Source organism: Pseudochrobactrum mosebachae, from assembly GCF_048914685.1.
Classification (GTDB): domain Bacteria; phylum Pseudomonadota; class Alphaproteobacteria; order Rhizobiales; family Rhizobiaceae; genus Pseudochrobactrum.
In genome coordinates this window covers 2,896,569-2,913,193 of record NZ_CP128408.1, presented here as the reverse complement: position 1 = coordinate 2,913,193, position 16,625 = coordinate 2,896,569, and the positions used below count along the sequence as shown (strand labels likewise).

General features: G+C 49.6%; 11 protein-coding genes and 3 tRNA genes. 2 read left to right on the top strand and 12 right to left on the bottom strand.

The features are described from left to right. Positions 1 to 263: 263 nt before the first annotated feature. Positions 264 to 578, top strand: coding sequence for a hypothetical protein (locus tag MP213Fo_RS13155; RefSeq protein WP_421089424.1), 315 nt, complete (start codon positions 264 to 266; stop codon positions 576 to 578). A 243-nt stretch (positions 579 to 821) separates the two neighbouring features. Here MP213Fo_RS13155 and rpoC read toward each other — a convergent pair whose 3' ends face one another. The 12 genes from rpoC to MP213Fo_RS13095 all read right to left on the bottom strand — a co-directional run bounded on the left by rpoC (position 822) and on the right by MP213Fo_RS13095 (position 15,417). Further along, positions 822 to 5,024, bottom strand: coding sequence for a DNA-directed RNA polymerase subunit beta' (rpoC, locus tag MP213Fo_RS13150; RefSeq protein ID WP_421089423.1), 4,203 nt, complete (start codon positions 5,022 to 5,024; stop codon positions 822 to 824). A 254-nt stretch (positions 5,025 to 5,278) separates the two neighbouring features. Further along, positions 5,279 to 9,415, bottom strand: a complete 4,137-nt coding sequence (gene rpoB, locus MP213Fo_RS13145) for a DNA-directed RNA polymerase subunit beta (RefSeq protein ID WP_421089422.1) — start codon at positions 9,413 to 9,415, stop codon at positions 5,279 to 5,281. A gap of 288 nt (positions 9,416 to 9,703) precedes the next feature. Beyond that, positions 9,704 to 10,075 (bottom strand): 50S ribosomal protein L7/L12, encoded by a 372-nt coding sequence (gene rplL, locus MP213Fo_RS13140; RefSeq protein ID WP_421089421.1) that lies wholly within the window; start codon positions 10,073 to 10,075, stop codon positions 9,704 to 9,706. Positions 10,076 to 10,125: 50 nt separating this feature from the next. Beyond that, positions 10,126 to 10,644, bottom strand: a complete 519-nt coding sequence (gene rplJ / locus MP213Fo_RS13135; protein ID WP_421089420.1) for a 50S ribosomal protein L10 — start codon at positions 10,642 to 10,644, stop codon at positions 10,126 to 10,128. Between the two features lie 478 nt (positions 10,645 to 11,122). Further along, positions 11,123 to 11,821: a 50S ribosomal protein L1 gene (rplA, locus tag MP213Fo_RS13130; RefSeq protein ID WP_421089419.1), complete on the bottom strand. Its 699-nt coding sequence runs from the start codon at positions 11,819 to 11,821 to the stop codon at positions 11,123 to 11,125. 4 nt (positions 11,822 to 11,825) lie between these two features. Further along, a complete protein-coding gene (gene rplK, locus MP213Fo_RS13125) occupies positions 11,826 to 12,254 on the bottom strand; it encodes a 50S ribosomal protein L11 (RefSeq protein WP_421089418.1) in 429 nt (142 codons plus the stop codon). A gap of 200 nt (positions 12,255 to 12,454) precedes the next feature. Next, positions 12,455 to 12,985 (bottom strand): transcription termination/antitermination protein NusG, encoded by a 531-nt coding sequence (nusG, locus tag MP213Fo_RS13120; protein WP_421089417.1) that lies wholly within the window; start codon positions 12,983 to 12,985, stop codon positions 12,455 to 12,457. Positions 12,986 to 13,037: 52 nt separating this feature from the next. After that, positions 13,038 to 13,238 (bottom strand): preprotein translocase subunit SecE, encoded by a 201-nt coding sequence (secE, locus tag MP213Fo_RS13115; protein WP_421089416.1) that lies wholly within the window; start codon positions 13,236 to 13,238, stop codon positions 13,038 to 13,040. A 430-nt stretch (positions 13,239 to 13,668) separates the two neighbouring features. After that, positions 13,669 to 13,744 (bottom strand) — tRNA-Trp (locus tag MP213Fo_RS13110). 92 nt (positions 13,745 to 13,836) lie between these two features. After that, complete coding sequence (tuf, locus tag MP213Fo_RS13105) at positions 13,837 to 15,012, bottom strand: elongation factor Tu (RefSeq protein WP_421089415.1); 1,176 nt, start codon at positions 15,010 to 15,012, stop codon at positions 13,837 to 13,839. 221 nt (positions 15,013 to 15,233) lie between these two features. Beyond that, positions 15,234 to 15,307: transfer RNA gene (locus MP213Fo_RS13100), tRNA-Gly, on the bottom strand. Positions 15,308 to 15,332: 25 nt separating this feature from the next. Next, positions 15,333 to 15,417, bottom strand: a tRNA-Tyr gene (locus MP213Fo_RS13095). A gap of 293 nt (positions 15,418 to 15,710) precedes the next feature. Here MP213Fo_RS13095 and rlmB point away from each other — a divergent pair. Further along, entirely contained in the window at positions 15,711 to 16,601 is an 891-nt protein-coding gene (rlmB, locus tag MP213Fo_RS13090) for a 23S rRNA (guanosine(2251)-2'-O)-methyltransferase RlmB (RefSeq protein WP_421089414.1), read from the top strand. Positions 16,602 to 16,625 lie beyond the last annotated feature (24 nt).

Genomic DNA, 16,625 nt, shown 5'->3' with positions numbered 1-16,625 from the left:
ATGTGCTGATACGCTTATCAAGGGGTTTCGTCAAGACCGCAGCCGGAGTTTTCTGGTTTAAGCTGGTTAAAACGAGCTTTTAGCCTGCTTCAACAGCATGAAACTGACTATCTTACGTATTTTGATATGTAAAATACATAATTCTCTGACAGAATCCGATCGTGACTGTCTTTTTGAAACATAATCTTTTATGGAGACAGTCTGATTCAGCCGTTTCAGGCCCTGATGCAGGGCACAGTTAACCAGAATTTAAGGAATGCCCCGTGTCAGACGCACAAGCCACCACACAGCCCGATTCGAATGAAGTCTATCTCATTATTGCAGATGCCTGGAAAGACAGCGAGAGCGATCCTGTGAATATCCACATCCTGATGAAATCGGAGCCGGATGAAGATGTTATTCAGGCCGCTTTGGAAATACTTGCCAGCGAAGGTTTTGCTGAAGCTGAGATCAGCGAAATCGGCACTCTCACCGAACAGCCGGAAGAAGAACCATATCTGAGCGGGTACAACACCGCCCTCTCCGGCCAGGTTGCCATGATTGAATTTGACGGTTCACATGATGAAGACGAAGCCTGATCATCATTCTTGAACAGTGATAAAAAACGCCGCTATATGCGGCGTTTTTTATTGCCTTTAGCTTATTTCAAAGCTCACATTTTCGATCAATAAAAAAGGCCACCCGAAGGTGGCCTTTTCTGTATTTTACTAGAGCATTTACCTATCAAATAGAAATACCTTGATAGGTATGACGATGCGAAAAAGCAAAAACCTAGAGCGAGCAATGCGTTCAAACCTGATCGTTACTCGCTCTAGCGCAGATTATTCTGCGGGATTGTTGGTCATATCAACCAGCATTGCATTTGCAGCATCCGCACCGGAAGTTTTGCGGCGCTCATCGATGATCAACTCATCACGGGCAGTCGCAATACGACGGATCTGGCTCATCATACCGCCGGTACCGGCAGGGATCAGACGACCTACGATCACGTTTTCCTTCAGACCCTGCAGCGTATCAATCTTACCGGCAACAGCCGCTTCGGTCAGTACGCGGGTTGTTTCCTGGAAGGAAGCAGCCGAGATGAACGAAGGTGTCTGCAGAGAGGCCTTCGTAATACCGAGCAGAACCGGCAGACCTTCAGCAGGCTTCTTGCCATCTTCAACCAGACGATCATTAATTTCGTCAAGCTCAATACGGTCAACATTGTCACCCGGAATATAGGTACTGTCACCAGATTCCGTGATTTCAACCTTCTGCAACATCTGACGAACAATCACTTCAATATGCTTGTCGTTGATCGTCACACCCTGCAAACGATAAACTTCCTGAATTTCGTTCACGAGGTAAGAAGCCAAAGCTTCCACGCCCTTGATCGCCAGAATGTCATGCGGTGCAGGATTACCATCGAGAATATAATCACCCTTTTCAATCGCATCGCCATCCTGAAGATGGAAAGGCTTGCCTTTAGGGATCAGATATTCAACCGGCTCCAGATTATGGTCGTTTGGTTCAATAACAATACGACGCTTGTTCTTGTAGTCACGGCCAAAGCGGATTGTACCATCAAGCTCAGCGATAATCGCATGATCTTTCGGACGACGTGCTTCAAACAATTCAGCAACACGCGGCAGACCACCGGTAATATCCTTGGTCTTGGCGCTTTCCATCGGCAAACGAGCAATCACGTCACCAACGCGAACTGTTGCACCCGGCTCAACCGAAAGAATGGTTTCAACCGAAAGCTGGAAGCGTGCTTCGCCACCCTTTGACAGTTTAAGAATCTTGCCATTCTTGTCTTTAACGACAAGAGCAGGCTTAAGATCCGCACCGCGCGGGGTTGAACGCCAGTCAATAACAACGCGCTTGGTGATACCGGTTGATTCATCGGTATTTTCAGCAACCGACAGACCATCCACCATATCTTCAAACTCAACCACACCTTCAACTTCGGTGACGATCGGACGTGTATATGGATCCCATTCAGCCAAACGCTGGCCGCGCTTAACCGCATCGCCATCATCAACAAACAGACGCGACCCGTATGTAATACGATGGCTTGCACGCTCTTTACCGGTAGCATCCATGATGAGAACGGCCATATTACGGCCCATTACCACCAGATTGCCGTCAGTGTTGCGAACCACATTGCGGTTACGCAGAGCAACAGTACCTTCATAAGACGCTTCGAGATATGAGCTATCCACAACCTGCGCAGTACCACCAAGGTGGAATGTACGCATAGTCAGCTGAGTACCAGGCTCACCGATCGACTGCGCAGCGATAACGCCGACAGCTTCACCTTTGTTAACCGGTGTACCGCGTGCAAGGTCACGACCATAGCACTTGCCGCACACGCCGGAGCGGGTAAGACAGGTCAGAGCCGAACGGATACGAACAGTCTGAATACCGGCTTTTTCGATCACTTCAACATGACGCTCTTCGATCATGTCACCGGAAGCGACAATCACCTCACCCGTTGCCGGATGGTTGATATCGTCAAGAGCAACACGACCCAGAATACGCATGCCAAGCGAGGCAACGATCTGACCGGCATCAACGATCGGATTCATCGTTAGACCAACGGTTGCACCACAATCTGCTTCAGAAATAATCGCATCCTGAGCAACGTCAACCAGACGTCGTGTCAGATAACCGGAGTTAGCGGTTTTAAGCGCGGTATCAGCTAGACCCTTACGTGCACCATGTGTCGAGTTGAAGTACTCGTTAACGGTCAGGCCTTCTTTAAAGTTGGAGATAATCGGGGTTTCGATAATCTCGCCCGAAGGCTTGGCCATCAGACCGCGCATACCACCAAGCTGACGCATCTGCGAAGGTGAACCACGTGCACCGGAATGCGACATCATATAGATGGAGTTCATCTGCTTCTGACGGCCGGTTTCAGGGTCGAATTCAACCGCTTTAATACGTGCCATCATTTCGTCAGCGATTTTGTCAGTCGCTTTACCCCAGGCATCAACAACTTTGTTGTACTTTTCGCCCTGAGTAATCAGACCGTCATTGTACTGCTGCTCATACTCTTTGGCCAAAGCTTCTGTGTCAGAAACGATTTTCGCCTTGGCGTCAGGAATGACCATGTCATCCTTACCAAAGGAAATACCGGCACGACAAGCATGAGCAAAACCAAGCTGCATAACGCGGTCACAGAAAATCACTGTCTCTTTTTGTCCGCAATGGCGATAAACGAGATCGATCATCTTGGAGATGTTCTTCTTCGTCATTTCCTGATTGCAGATGTCAAACGAAACATTAGCATTCTTAGGCAGCAATTCACCAAGGATCAGACGACCAGGCGTTGTTTCGAAAACTTTCGAAACAGGATTGCCTTCCGCATCAACCGACTTGAAGCGACCTTTAATCTTGGTGTGCAATGTAACGGTTTTGGTTTCCAGCGCGTGCTGCAACTCACCCATGTCAGCAAAAATCATGCCCTGACCTGGTTCATTCTCAGCAACAATCGACAGATAATACAGACCAAGAACCATATCCTGCGAAGGCACGATGATCGGAAGACCATTGGCCGGATGCAGAATATTATTGGTCGACATCATCAGGACGCGGGCTTCAAGCTGTGCTTCAAGCGACAACGGCACGTGAACAGCCATCTGATCGCCGTCAAAGTCAGCGTTAAACGCAGTACAAACGAGCGGATGCAGCTGAATAGCCTTACCTTCGATCAGTGTTGGTTCGAAAGCCTGAATACCAAGTCTGTGCAGTGTCGGCGCGCGGTTAAGCAGAACCGGATGCTCACGGATAACCTCATCAAGGATATCCCAAACTTCCGGACGTTCTTTTTCAACCAGCTTCTTCGCCTGTTTAACAGTTGAAGAGAAACCTTTGGCATCAAGACGCGCATAGATGAACGGCTTGAACAGTTCCAAAGCCATTTTCTTAGGCAGACCGCACTGGTGCAGTTTCAGTTCAGGACCAGTCACGATAACGGAACGACCGGAATAGTCGACGCGCTTACCAAGCAAGTTCTGACGGAAACGACCCTGCTTACCCTTCAGCATATCCGAAAGTGACTTCAGCGGGCGCTTGTTCGCACCAGTAATGGTACGACCGCGGCGGCCGTTATCAAACAGAGCATCCACAGCTTCCTGCAGCATACGCTTTTCGTTACGGATAATGATGCCAGGCGCACGAAGTTCCATCAGGCGCTTCAACCGGTTGTTACGGTTGATCACACGACGGTAAAGGTCGTTCAGATCGGAAGTCGCAAAGCGGCCGCCATCCAGCGGAACCAATGGACGCAGATCCGGTGGGATCACTGGGACGATCTTCATGATCATCCACTCAGGACGGTTGCCGGATTCCATGAAGTTCTCAACGATCTTGAGACGCTTCATCAGCTTCTTGGTCTTCAGTTCTGATGTGGTTTCGGCCAGATCAGTGCGCAGCTGCACAGCAATCTTGTCGAGCTCCATCGTCGCCAGAAGATCATGAATAGCTTCCGCACCGATCAATGCTGTGAACTGGTCTTCACCAAACTCATCAACAGCAATCATATACTCTTCTTCTGAAAGCAGCTGATGCTCTTTCAGTGAAGTCAGACCAGGTTCGGTAATGATGTAGTTTTCAAAATACAGAACGCGTTCGATATCCTTCAGCGGCATATCAAGCAACGTGCCGATACGCGAAGGAAGCGACTTCAGAAACCAGATATGGGCAACAGGAGCAGCCAGTTCGATATGGCCCATGCGCTCGCGCCGTACGCGCGACAATGTGACTTCAACGCCACATTTTTCGCAAATGATGCCCTTATATTTCATGCGCTTGTACTTACCGCACAGGCATTCATAGTCCTTGATCGGGCCGAAGATGCGGGCACAGAACAGACCATCGCGTTCAGGTTTGAACGTACGGTAGTTGATCGTCTCTGGCTTTTTAATCTCGCCGTATGACCAGGATAGAATCTTCTCAGGGCTGGCAATCGAAATCCGGATGGAATCGAATGTCTGCGCCGGTACCTGAGGATTGAAAAGATTCATGACCTCTTGGTTCATGCCGTTCTCCTTCGGGCATAATCTGCGAAATAGTTGGCCTACTTTTCGCAAGTATCATGCGTTTGAATCTATAAACAGAGCGGTATTGCGGCGCGGCTTTTAGCCTTTGGCACCCATTACTCTCTGACGGGCATTCGCCCTTGTCCGCAACGGTCTAGCGGCATTTCTGCCCTGTTCCGCCATAATCTCAATTTGTGCAGCCAAATAATGGCAATAATGGCGTGGCGCGGAAAACCGCGTCACGCCTTATTATTTTACTCAGCTGCGTCAGGCAGCTCGGTCGGCTGCACGAGATCGCGTGTATCATCGAGCTCAACATTCAGACCAAGCGAACGCATTTCCTTGACGAGAACGTTAAAGCTCTCAGGAATACCCGCTTCGAATGTATCGTCACCACGAACAATCGCCTCGTAAACCTTGGTACGGCCTGCCACGTCATCAGACTTGATGGTGAGCATTTCCTGCAGTGTATAAGCTGCACCATAGGCTTCCAGCGCCCAGACTTCCATTTCACCGAAGCGCTGACCACCGAACTGCGCTTTACCACCCAGCGGCTGCTGTGTAACGAGCGAGTAAGGTCCGATCGAACGGGCATGGATCTTGTCGTCAACAAGGTGGTGAAGTTTGAGCATATAAATATAGCCCATAGTCACCTGACGATCAAAAGGCTCGCCTGTACGTCCGTCATAGAGCGTCGACTGACCGGAAGTTGCCAGACCTGCATCGGTCAACATCGCATTGATGTCAGCTTCAACAGCACCGTCAAACACCGGGGTCGCAATTGACACACCGCGTTTTACCTGATCCGCGAGCATAACGACACTTTCGTCATCATAATTGCGAACCGGTTCATTACGGTCATTATCCGGATAAATATGCTCCAGAGTGTCGCGCAGTGGCTGTATGTTGTTTGTCGACTGATAAACCTCGAGAAGCTCACCGATCTTCTTACCCATACCCGCACAGGCCCAGCCAAGATGCGTTTCAAGAATCTGACCCACGTTCATACGGGACGGCACACCCAGAGGGTTCAGCACGATATCCGCATGCGTTCCATCTTCAAGAAACGGCATATCTTCAACTGGCAGAATGCGGGAAACCACACCCTTGTTGCCGTGACGGCCGGCCATCTTGTCGCCTGGCTGGATTTTGCGCTTAACAGCAACAAAAACCTTAACCATCTTCATGACGCCCGGAGCCATTTCGTCGCCGCGCTGTACCTTTTCGACCTTATCCATGAAGCGTGTTTCAAGTAGCTTCTTGGAGGCGTCGTACTGGTTGCGCAGAGCTTCGAGTTCACTCTGGCTCTTCTCGTCCTCGACAGCAAACTGCCACCACTGGGAACGCGGATATTCAGTCAGAATGTCACGGTTAACCGTAACGCCCTTCTTGAAGCCCTTAGGACCAGCAGCTGTAACCTTGCCTTCCAGCATATCTGCCAGACGACCATAGGTATTACGGTCAAGAATAGACTGTTCGTCATCGCGGTCTTTCGCAAGACGTTCAATTTCTTCCCGCTCAATCGCCATTGCACGTTCGTCTTTTTCAACGCCGTGGCGGTTGAAAACACGAACTTCAACAACAGTACCGTACGTTCCAGGAGGCATACGCATCGAGGTATCACGGACATCGGAAGCCTTTTCACCAAAGATGGCACGAAGAAGCTTTTCTTCCGGTGTCATCGGGCTTTCGCCCTTTGGTGTGATCTTACCGACCAGAATATCACCCGGGTGAACTTCGGCACCAATATAAACAATACCGGCTTCGTCGAGGTTCTTCAGAGCTTCTTCCGAAACGTTAGGAATATCACGGGTGATTTCCTCAGGTCCGAGCTTGGTATCACGGGCCGCTACTTCAAACTCTTCGATATGGATCGAAGTGAAGACGTCATCCGATACGATCTTTTCAGACAGCAGAATGGAGTCTTCATAGTTGTAGCCGTTCCATGGCATAAACGCGACAAGCACGTTACGGCCAAGAGCCAGATCACCGAGATCCGTTGACGGACCATCAGCCAGAATGTCGCCCTTACCTACTTTATCACCGACCCGCACAAGCGGACGCTGATTAATGCAGGTGCTCTGGTTGGAGCGCTGGAACTTCATCAGGCGATAGATATCAACACCGGACTTCGATGGATCGAGGTCTTCTGTCGCACGAATAACGATACGGGTCGCATCCACCTGATCAACAATACCGCCGCGGCGTGCGCCGATAGCTGCACCGGAGTCACGTGCCACAATCGCTTCCATACCGGTTCCGACAAACGGCGCTTCAGCACGTACCAGAGGCACGGCCTGACGCTGCATGTTCGAACCCATCAGAGCGCGGTTGGCGTCATCGTTTTCAAGGAACGGAATAAGCGCTGCAGCAACAGAAACCAGCTGCTTAGGCGAAACGTCCATCAGATCCACATTTTCACGCGGAGCCATCAGAACTTCACCGGCATGACGGGAAATCACGAAATCATCAACGAATTCGTCATTATCGCCAATTTCGGCATTTGCCTGCGCAACATAATGCTTGGCTTCTTCCATTGCTGAAAGATACACAACATCTCTGGTTACTTTACCGTCAACAATCTTACGGTACGGGCTTTCGATGAAGCCGTATTTATTCACGCGCGCAAATGTTGCAAGCGAGTTGATCAGACCGATATTCGGGCCTTCAGGCGTTTCAATCGGGCAGATACGGCCATAATGCGTTGGATGAACGTCGCGGACTTCAAAGCCAGCACGCTCACGGGTCAACCCGCCGGGTCCAAGAGCCGACAGACGACGCTTATGCGTAATTTCCGACAGCGGATTGGTCTGATCCATAAACTGCGACAGCTGCGATGAGCCGAAGAATTCGCGAACAGCGGCAGCAGCCGGCTTCGCATTGATCAGATCCTGCGGCATCACAGTATCGATTTCGATCGAGGACATACGTTCCTTGATCGCACGCTCCATACGCAGCAGACCGACGCGATACTGATTTTCCATCAATTCGCCAACGGAACGCACACGACGGTTGCCGAGATTGTCGATATCGTCGATTTCGCCCTTACCGTCACGCAACTCAACCAGAGTCTTGATAACAGCAAGAATGTCTTCTTTACGCAGAACGCGCACAGTATCAGCCGCATCGAGATCAAGACGCATATTCATCTTAACACGACCAACAGCCGACAGATCGTAACGCTCAGTATCAAACAGCAGCGATTCAAACATCGCCTCTGCGGAATCCATTGTCGGCGGCTCACCAGGACGCATGACACGATAAATGTCAAACAGCGCATCCTGACGTGACTGATTCTTATCAGCAGCCAGCGTATTACGGATATAAGCACCAATATTTACATGATCGATATCAAGGATATTGATCTCGTTGCCACCGGTTTCGAGCAGAACCTTAAGGGTCTTCTCATCAATTTCTTCGCCGGCTTCGAGATAAATCTCACCGGTTGCGTAATTGACGATATCTTCAGCCAGATACGAGCCGAGCAGATCTTCATCTGTCGCGCGAATAGCCTTAACGCCCTTTTCAGCAATCTGCTTGGCAGACCGCGCAGTCAGCTTACGGCCGCTCTCTACAACAACTTCACCGGTATCAGCATCAAGCATATCGCCGATGATTTTCATACCTTTGAAGCGCTCTACCGAGAACGGAATACGCCAATTCTCACCGTCACGCGTATAGGTAACGGCGTTATAGAAGGTCGAAAGAATTTCTTCGCCGTCCATACCAAGCGCCATCAGCAATGATGTGGCTGGCAATTTACGACGACGGTCAATACGTGCAAAAACGATATCTTTAGCATCGAATTCAATATCGAGCCATGAACCGCGATACGGGATAACACGCGCAGCAAACAATAGCTTGCCTGAAGAATGTGTTTTACCCTTATCGTGATCGAAGAATACGCCCGGCGAGCGGTGCATCTGCGAAACGATAACGCGCTCTGTACCATTGACAATAAAGGTACCATTGTCAGTCATGAGCGGCATGTCGCCCATATAGACATCTTGTTCTTTGATGTCTTTGACTGATTTGGCACCAGTATCTTCGTCAATATCAAATACGATAAGACGCAGTGTCACCTTCAGCGGTGCTGAATAGGTCAGATCCCGCTGACGGCATTCATCCACATCGAACTTTGGCGCGTCGAATTCGTATTTAACGAATTCGAGCATAGAGGCCCCGGAAAAATCCGAGATCGGAAACACCGACTTAAAAACAGCCTGCAAACCTTCGTCAGGACGTCCACCCTTCGGTTCATCGACCATAAGGAATTGGTCATAAGAAGCCTTCTGAACCTCAATAAGGTTCGGCATCTGAGCCACATCTGGAATCTTGCCGAAAAATTTGCGTACGCGCTTGCGACCGTTAAAAGAGTGGGTCTGAGCCATCGTCGCTCCTCGTTCTGTGCCTTACGGCGTTCTGAGCCCATGGATTTGCCAAGGGCCTGTTGCTTGCCGCCTTGCGACGGTCCTATGAACGGGTCAAAACCCGTTTCCTGACAGCTGCTCTTCTGTCAGGAAAAGGGTTCGTAACCGCTTGAACTACAATATCTGAAACGACATACACAGTTCATTATGCTATTCTCTTTTGTTTGTCATCTAAAATCAGACGCTTACAAAATCTGCCGCATCATAAGCAGAAAACGGCGGGCCGTTAAGCCCGCCGTATCACTCAAATTACTTGAGTTCAACTTTAGCGCCAGCTGCTTCGAGCTGTGCTTTAACTTTTTCAGCTTCGTCTTTCGACACAGCTTCTTTAACAGCTTTAGGAGCAGCTTCAACGAGGTCCTTAGCTTCCTTCAGGCCGAGACCTGTCAGTGCGCGAACTTCCTTGATCACGTTGATTTTCTGTGCGCCACCGTCAACGAGTACTACGTCGAATTCGGTTTTTTCTTCAGCAGCAGGAGCAGCAGCACCACCGGCAGCAGCAACTGCTACAGGAGCAGCAGCGGATACGCCCCACTTTTCTTCAAGAAGCTTCGACAGTTCTGCAGCTTCCAGAACAGTCAATGCGGACAGGTCGTCAACGATCTTTGCGAGATCAGCCATGGTATATTCCTTTAATTAAGGTTTGAACTGTTGTAACAGCGAGAACGGCCTTACGCCGCTTCGTTCTTCCGGGCATGTGCGCCAATAACGCGGGCAATTTGACCTGCCGGCGCGCTTGTGAGCACAGCGAGACGGGTTGCTGGTGTCTGAACCATACCAACCAGTCGGCCGCGCAGTTCGTCGAGCGATGGCAGGGAAGCAAGAGCTTTCACGCCTTCAGCATCAAGAACTGTTGAGCCCATAGAACCACCAAGAATGACAAGCTTGTCATTGGTCTTGGCAAATTCTACCGCTATTTTCGGAGCTGCAATTGGATCAACTGCATAGGCAATTACGGTCTGTCCAGTGAACAGATCTGCAATGCCTTCGGCCTCCGTGCCCTGAAGAGCGATTTTGGCAAGACGGTTCTTCGCGACTTTAACGGCGCCGCCTGCTTCACGGATTTTCGAGCGCAGAACGCTCATCTGTGCAACAGTGAGACCGCTATAGTGGGCCACGACGACCGAGCCGGACTCTTTAAAAGTACCGTTCAGCCAAGTGACAAATTCGCGTTTTTCCGCTTTTTCCACTGTCTCTCTCCAGTTGATAAGAATGCACAGGAGCATCCTTACCGGGTTGCCTTTGCCAGATAGCGTGTAAGAAGTGCTATCCAACATACGAGGTTTCCTGTCCCCTTCCCCATCCCCACCCTAAGGCAGATCTGGTCAAGGCAACTACGGTTCAAACCCTAAACGCACAGCATAGGCTGTAAAAATAAGGTCTTCCACGTCTCATGCAGGCTCAAAAAAATTAAGGCGAACCACCCACAATCTCGGACAGGATTACCGGAGTTTTATCTCCGGTTATCCGGGCCCAAAGGCCCCGGAAACTTTTAAATAACTTGCAAGCCGTGATTTCAATAGAGCGCTTTTCATTTTTCTGTAATCAGAAAAATCGCTCTATATTGTTTCAGGACAATTTCGGATGGAAAGCTGGTTTCCACTTTTCCTGAAATTGCTCTAACGGCTCACAAGTCAGGCTTTTACAGATTTATTCTGTAAAAGCAAATCAGGCGATTTTAACGCTTGCAGGTTCAACTTTGACGCCAACGCCCATAGTTGAAGAAACAGCAACGCGCTTCAGGTATTCACCCTTAGCACCGGCTGGCTTAGCTTTAATAACAGCGTCAGCGAAAGCACGGATGTTTTCTTCAAGAGCCTTAACGTCGAAAGAAGCCTTACCAATACCGGCATGAATAATACCAGCTTTTTCAACGCGGAACTCAACAGCACCACCCTTGGAAGCCTTAACCGCAGCAGCCACATCAACTGTTACAGTACCGACTTTAGGGTTTGGCATCATGCCGCGCGGGCCGAGAACCTTACCGAGACGACCAACGAGTGGCATCATGTCCGGCGTAGCAATACAACGATCGAAATCGATATTGCCAGCATTGATGGCTTCATACAGATCTTCCGCACCAACGATATCTGCACCGGCTTTCTTAGCTTCTTCAGCTTTGTCACCACGGGCAAATACAGCAACGCGAACAGTACGACCTGTACCGTTTGGCAGGTTAACAACGCCGCGAACCATCTGGTCAGCATGACGCGGATCAACGCCGAGATTCAGAGCAACTTCGATAGTTTCATCGAATTTCGCTACTGCACGCTCTTTAACGAGGCTCAAAGCTGAACCAAGATCATAGAGCTTATTTACATCGACGCCATCACGAATTTTAGCGACACGTTTTGAAATTTTCGCCATCGTATCAGCCTTCCACCTTAAGGCCCATCGAGCGGGCTGAACCTTCGATCATGCGCATTGCTGCTTCGATGTCGGTCGCGTTAAGGTCTTTCATCTTCGCTTCAGCAATTTCACGGAGCTTTTCGCTGGAAATTGTACCGGCAAAAACCTTGCCTGGCTCTTTCGAACCGGCTTTCAGGTTTGCAGCCTTTTTAAGGAAGTATGCAACAGGAGGCGTCTTCATCACGAATGTGAAGGACTTATCCTGGTAATATGTGATCACGACAGGAATCGGCGAACCTTTTTCCTGTTCCTGTGTGGCAGCATTAAATGCCTTACAGAATTCCATGATGTTAATACCGCGCTGACCCAATGCCGGACCAATTGGCGGCGAAGGGGTTGCGGAACCAGCAGCTACCTGTAGCTTCAGCTGGCCCAAAACTTTTTTAGCCATTATTCTTCTGCCTTTTTGTTGTCACTTAAGACAATTTAAAAATGCCATTTCTGACATGTTTACCGCCGCATATGCAGCGTTGCAGTGGGTGGTTCGGTTTACAGAGCGGCTAAGCCTGCTCCCCTTCCACCCGATGATGCCGCTATCTGCGGCGAGTAATCCTGCCGCAGATAGCGGCAGGCAGCCCGAAGGCTGAATGATCAAATCTTTTCGACCTGACCAAATTCAAGATCAACAGGTGTTGCACGACCAAAGATCGACACTTCCACCTTAACGCGTGAACGATCTTCATCAACTTCCTGAACGATACCGTTAAAGGAAGCAAAAGGACCATCCGAAACACGTACAGATTCACCGATTTCAAACGATATCGATGCGCGCGGACGCTCAACACCATCCTGAACCTGAGACAAAATCTGCTCAACCTCACGATCGCTGATCGGAACAGGCTTGGATTCGGATCCCAGAAAACCTGTAACGCGCGGGGTATTCTTGATCAGATGATAAACATCATCTGTCAGATTGGCACGAACCAGAACATAACCCGGGAAGAACTTGCGCTCAGCGTCAACCTTACGGCCGCGACGCACTTCCACGATTTTTTCAGTCGGAACCAGAATTCTTTCGAACAAGTGAAACAGACCCTTCTGCTTCGCTTTTTCTTCAATCGCTTCCGCAACCTTTTTTTCGAAATTCGAATATGCGTGAACGATATACCAACGCGCAGTCATTATGCTTCTCCCGTATAGCTCATACCAGCCAAAACGCTAACCAAACCGTATGTCAACGTCCGAGACCCAGAAGCAACTCTACGCCGTAAGCCATCACCTGATCCGCCACAAAGAAGAAAAGTGCCGCCAGAAATGCCATAATAACAACCATAATAGTTGAAATTACGGTCTCACGTCGGGTTGGCCACGTCACCTTAGCCGTCTCTGCACGAACCTGACGGAAAAATGTAATCGGATTTGTTTTGGACGCCATTTGCCGCTCTGTGCTTGTACTGAGAAAATTATCTCTAATTAAAACAGGTAATTAACAATGTGTTAATCAGAAAGAACTCACAAGATTACGGCACGTCGGACCGGAGTTCGGACCCACGCACCGCCTGTCTGTTGCCTCTTCATAGTGCCGATTCCATAAAAACACAAGCCCATATGCAATGATAAGCAAAATTCACGCATACTGATGTCTTTATGAACAGTTAAAATTTATTCAGGCAATATCAGCCATCATATATCAACGACATAAAGCTGCGCAACCCAACCTCAACAACACCCCTATCTTACAGCATCAGAACCTGTACTGCCACCCCGCCTCGCAATCCGGCCATAGCGCCCTGCTCGCCAAAACAACCCACAAATTAGCGCACAAAAAAACAGCGCCGCACAAAAATGTACGACGCTGTTTAAACTGGCAGGGGCAGCAGGGCTCGAACCCGCGGCCTACGGTTTTGGAGACCGTCGCTCTACCAACTGAGCTATGCCCCTGCATGGATGCATTAATTATAACACACCCATAATCCTACTGTCACCGGAGTGACGCAGGGCTAATACAAGCCCTGCATAATCTTTGTAATCTTTTATTCGATGATCGAAGCGACGATGCCTGCACCAACGGTACGGCCACCTTCGCGGATCGCGAAACGGAGTTTTTCTTCCATGGCAATCGGCACGATCAGCGCAACATCAACAGTTACGTTGTCGCCCGGCATGACCATTTCAATGCCTTCTGGCAAGGTCACAATACCGGTTACGTCAGTTGTACGGAAATAAAACTGCGGACGGTAGTTTGTGAAGAATGGTGTATGACGGCCACCTTCGTCTTTAGTCAGAATATAGGCTTCTGCCTTGAACTTGGTGTGCGGCTTAACCGAACCTGGCTTACACAGAACCTGACCACGTTCAACATCTTCACGACCAACACCACGAACCAGTGCACCGATGTTATCGCCGGCCTGGCCCTGATCGAGCAGCTTGCGGAACATTTCAACGCCGGTAACTGTTGTTTTGCCGGTGGCTTTCATGCCAACGATTTCAACTTCTTCACCAACCTTAACAATACCGCGCTCTACACGACCGGTAACAACTGTACCACGGCCGGAGATCGAGAATACGTCTTCGATTGGCATCAGGAACGGCAGGTCAATCGGACGTTCTGGAGTTGGGATATAAGTATCAACAGCAGCCATCAGAGCACGGATTGCATCTTCACCGAGCACTTTGTTGCTGTCTTCAAGAGCTGCAAGCGCAGAACCCTTGATGATTGGAATTTCATCACCTGGGAAGTCGTAGTTCGACAGAAGTTCACGAACTTCCATGTCTACCAATTCCAGCAGTTCTTCATCGTCAACCTGATCGCACTTGTTAAGGAATACGACAAGCGAAGGAACGCCGACCTGACGGGCAAGCAGAATGTGCTCGCGGGTCTGTGGCATTGGACCATCAGCTGCCGAAACAACCAAAATCGCGCCATCCATCTGAGCCGCACCGGTGATCATGTTCTTCACATAGTCGGCGTGACCTGGGCAATCTACGTGTGCGTAGTGGCGGTTTTCGGTTTCATATTCAACATGCGATGTTGAAATGGTAATACCGCGGGCTTTTTCTTCCGGCGCATTATCGATTTGATCATAGGCCTTGAAGTCACCAAAGAACTTGGTGATCGCTGCTGTCGTCGTTGTCTTACCATGGTCAACGTGACCGATAGTGCCGATATTGACGTGCGGTTTATTGCGTTCAAATTTGCTCTTCGCCATCGCTGTCGCTCTCTTTCACCACAGCGCGCTGATTTGAAATGCGCTGTAACAATTTAAAATGCTGTATAACCTACCCTTAAATCATATTGATCTAAGAGAATATACAGTAGAACTTGCTATTTTGGCCCGCATACGGACCAAAATTTACTGAATTCGCTACCGGCTTGAGCTTTTGACGGCCCGCCAAGTTACCCTACACGCCAAACCGCCCTAAGATAATCTGGAGCGGGTAGCGGGAATCGAACCCGCGTATTCAGCTTGGAAGGCTGCTGCTCTACCATTGAGCTATACCCGCGCACTCTAAGTTCCAGAACCGGTAATGGTGGAGGAGGTTGGTTTCGAACCAACGTAGGCTAAGCCAGCGGATTTACAGTCCGCCCCCTTTAACCACTCGGGCACTCCTCCACGTTACTCATTACCACCGGAACTGAGCGACTAGGCATTCCGTTCACTGCGACCCCGTTAGCTAGGCTCGTTTGTCTGTAGTGAACGAGGGGCGTTATGCCGATAAGACCTTGATCTGTCAACAGGTCATTTTCAAAAATTTACACAAATATTCACAGACTTATCGATAATCCACATTATTAGCTCTTTCATAGGGGCTTTCGGGGGCGGCTTTTTTCATCGTGCAAAACTTTCACACCTTTAAGAACGTAAATATGCTACCTTGGTGACATAATAATCGGTATAGAAACCTCATGACAGACAAAAAATCTTATCCGGACACCTCCGGCACCTCATCCGGCACACCAAAAGATTCGCATTATGCGCGTCTTCGGCGCCAATTTCGTGATCAACACTCTGGCGGCAACCCGCAAAGCCAGCAGCAGAACCGTTTTGACCGGCGTAAGCCTGTTAAAGGCACGCCTGCAGGTGAAGGAATCACGCGCCTCTATGGATTGCACACTGTAAAAGCAGCGATTGAAAATCCGCGCCGTCAGATTTTCCGTATGCTGGTCAGCAAAAATGCGCTGGCACGCCTTGAATTGGATGATTCGACCCTTGCTCGTTTAGAGCCTGAAATCGTTGAACCTAAAGATATTGATGTTCTGACCGGTTCAGACGCTGTTCATCAGGGTGTAATGATCGAAACAGCCGCTCTGAAGCCGCGCAAATTGCAGGACCTTAAAGAAGGGCGCCTGTTGTTGGTGCTCGATCAGGTTACTGATCCGCATAATGTTGGTGCGATTCTGCGTTCAGCCGTTGCATTCGGTGCTGATGCGATCATTACCACTTCCCGCCATAGCCCGCAGGAATCAGGTGTACTGGCGAAATCTGCCTCCGGCGCACTGGAAATGATCGATCAGATTGAAGTTCGCAATCTGGCAGAGACCATTCAGGAACTCCATGATCTCGGTTACATGACCATCGGCCTTGATTCGGAAGGTGATGTTGAAATGGAAACCAGCCTGAAGGGCGAAAAAATTGCTCTGGTACTCGGCGCTGAAGGCAAAGGCCTGCGCCAGAAGACCCGTGAAACGGTGACAACGCTGGCACGACTTGAAATGCCGGGCGCCATCAAATCACTGAATGTTTCTAATGCTGCTGCAATTTCTCTTTATGCAGCGCAGCGCTTTTTGACCAAATAATACAATTCAGCCCTGCAGGCACAA

Excerpts from the sequence above, each read along its gene's own strand:
- rpoC (WP_421089423.1), bottom strand. The coding sequence starts at position 5,024 with ATGAACCAAGAGGTCATGAATCTTTTCAATCCTCAGGTACCGGCGCAG.
- rpoB (WP_421089422.1), bottom strand. The coding sequence starts at position 9,415 with ATGGCTCAGACCCACTCTTTTAACGGTCGCAAGCGCGTACGCAAATTT.
- rplL (WP_421089421.1), bottom strand. The coding sequence starts at position 10,075 with ATGGCTGATCTCGCAAAGATCGTTGACGACCTGTCCGCATTGACTGTT.
- rplA (WP_421089419.1), bottom strand. The coding sequence starts at position 11,821 with ATGGCGAAAATTTCAAAACGTGTCGCTAAAATTCGTGATGGCGTCGAT.
- rplK (WP_421089418.1), bottom strand. The coding sequence starts at position 12,254 with ATGGCTAAAAAAGTTTTGGGCCAGCTGAAGCTACAGGTAGCTGCTGGT.
- nusG (WP_421089417.1), bottom strand. The coding sequence starts at position 12,985 with ATGACTGCGCGTTGGTATATCGTTCACGCATATTCGAATTTCGAAAAA.
- secE (WP_421089416.1), bottom strand. The coding sequence starts at position 13,238 with ATGGCGTCCAAAACAAATCCGATTACATTTTTCCGTCAGGTTCGTGCA.
- tuf (WP_421089415.1), bottom strand. The coding sequence starts at position 15,012 with ATGGCGAAGAGCAAATTTGAACGCAATAAACCGCACGTCAATATCGGC.
- rlmB (WP_421089414.1), top strand. The coding sequence starts at position 15,711 with ATGACAGACAAAAAATCTTATCCGGACACCTCCGGCACCTCATCCGGC.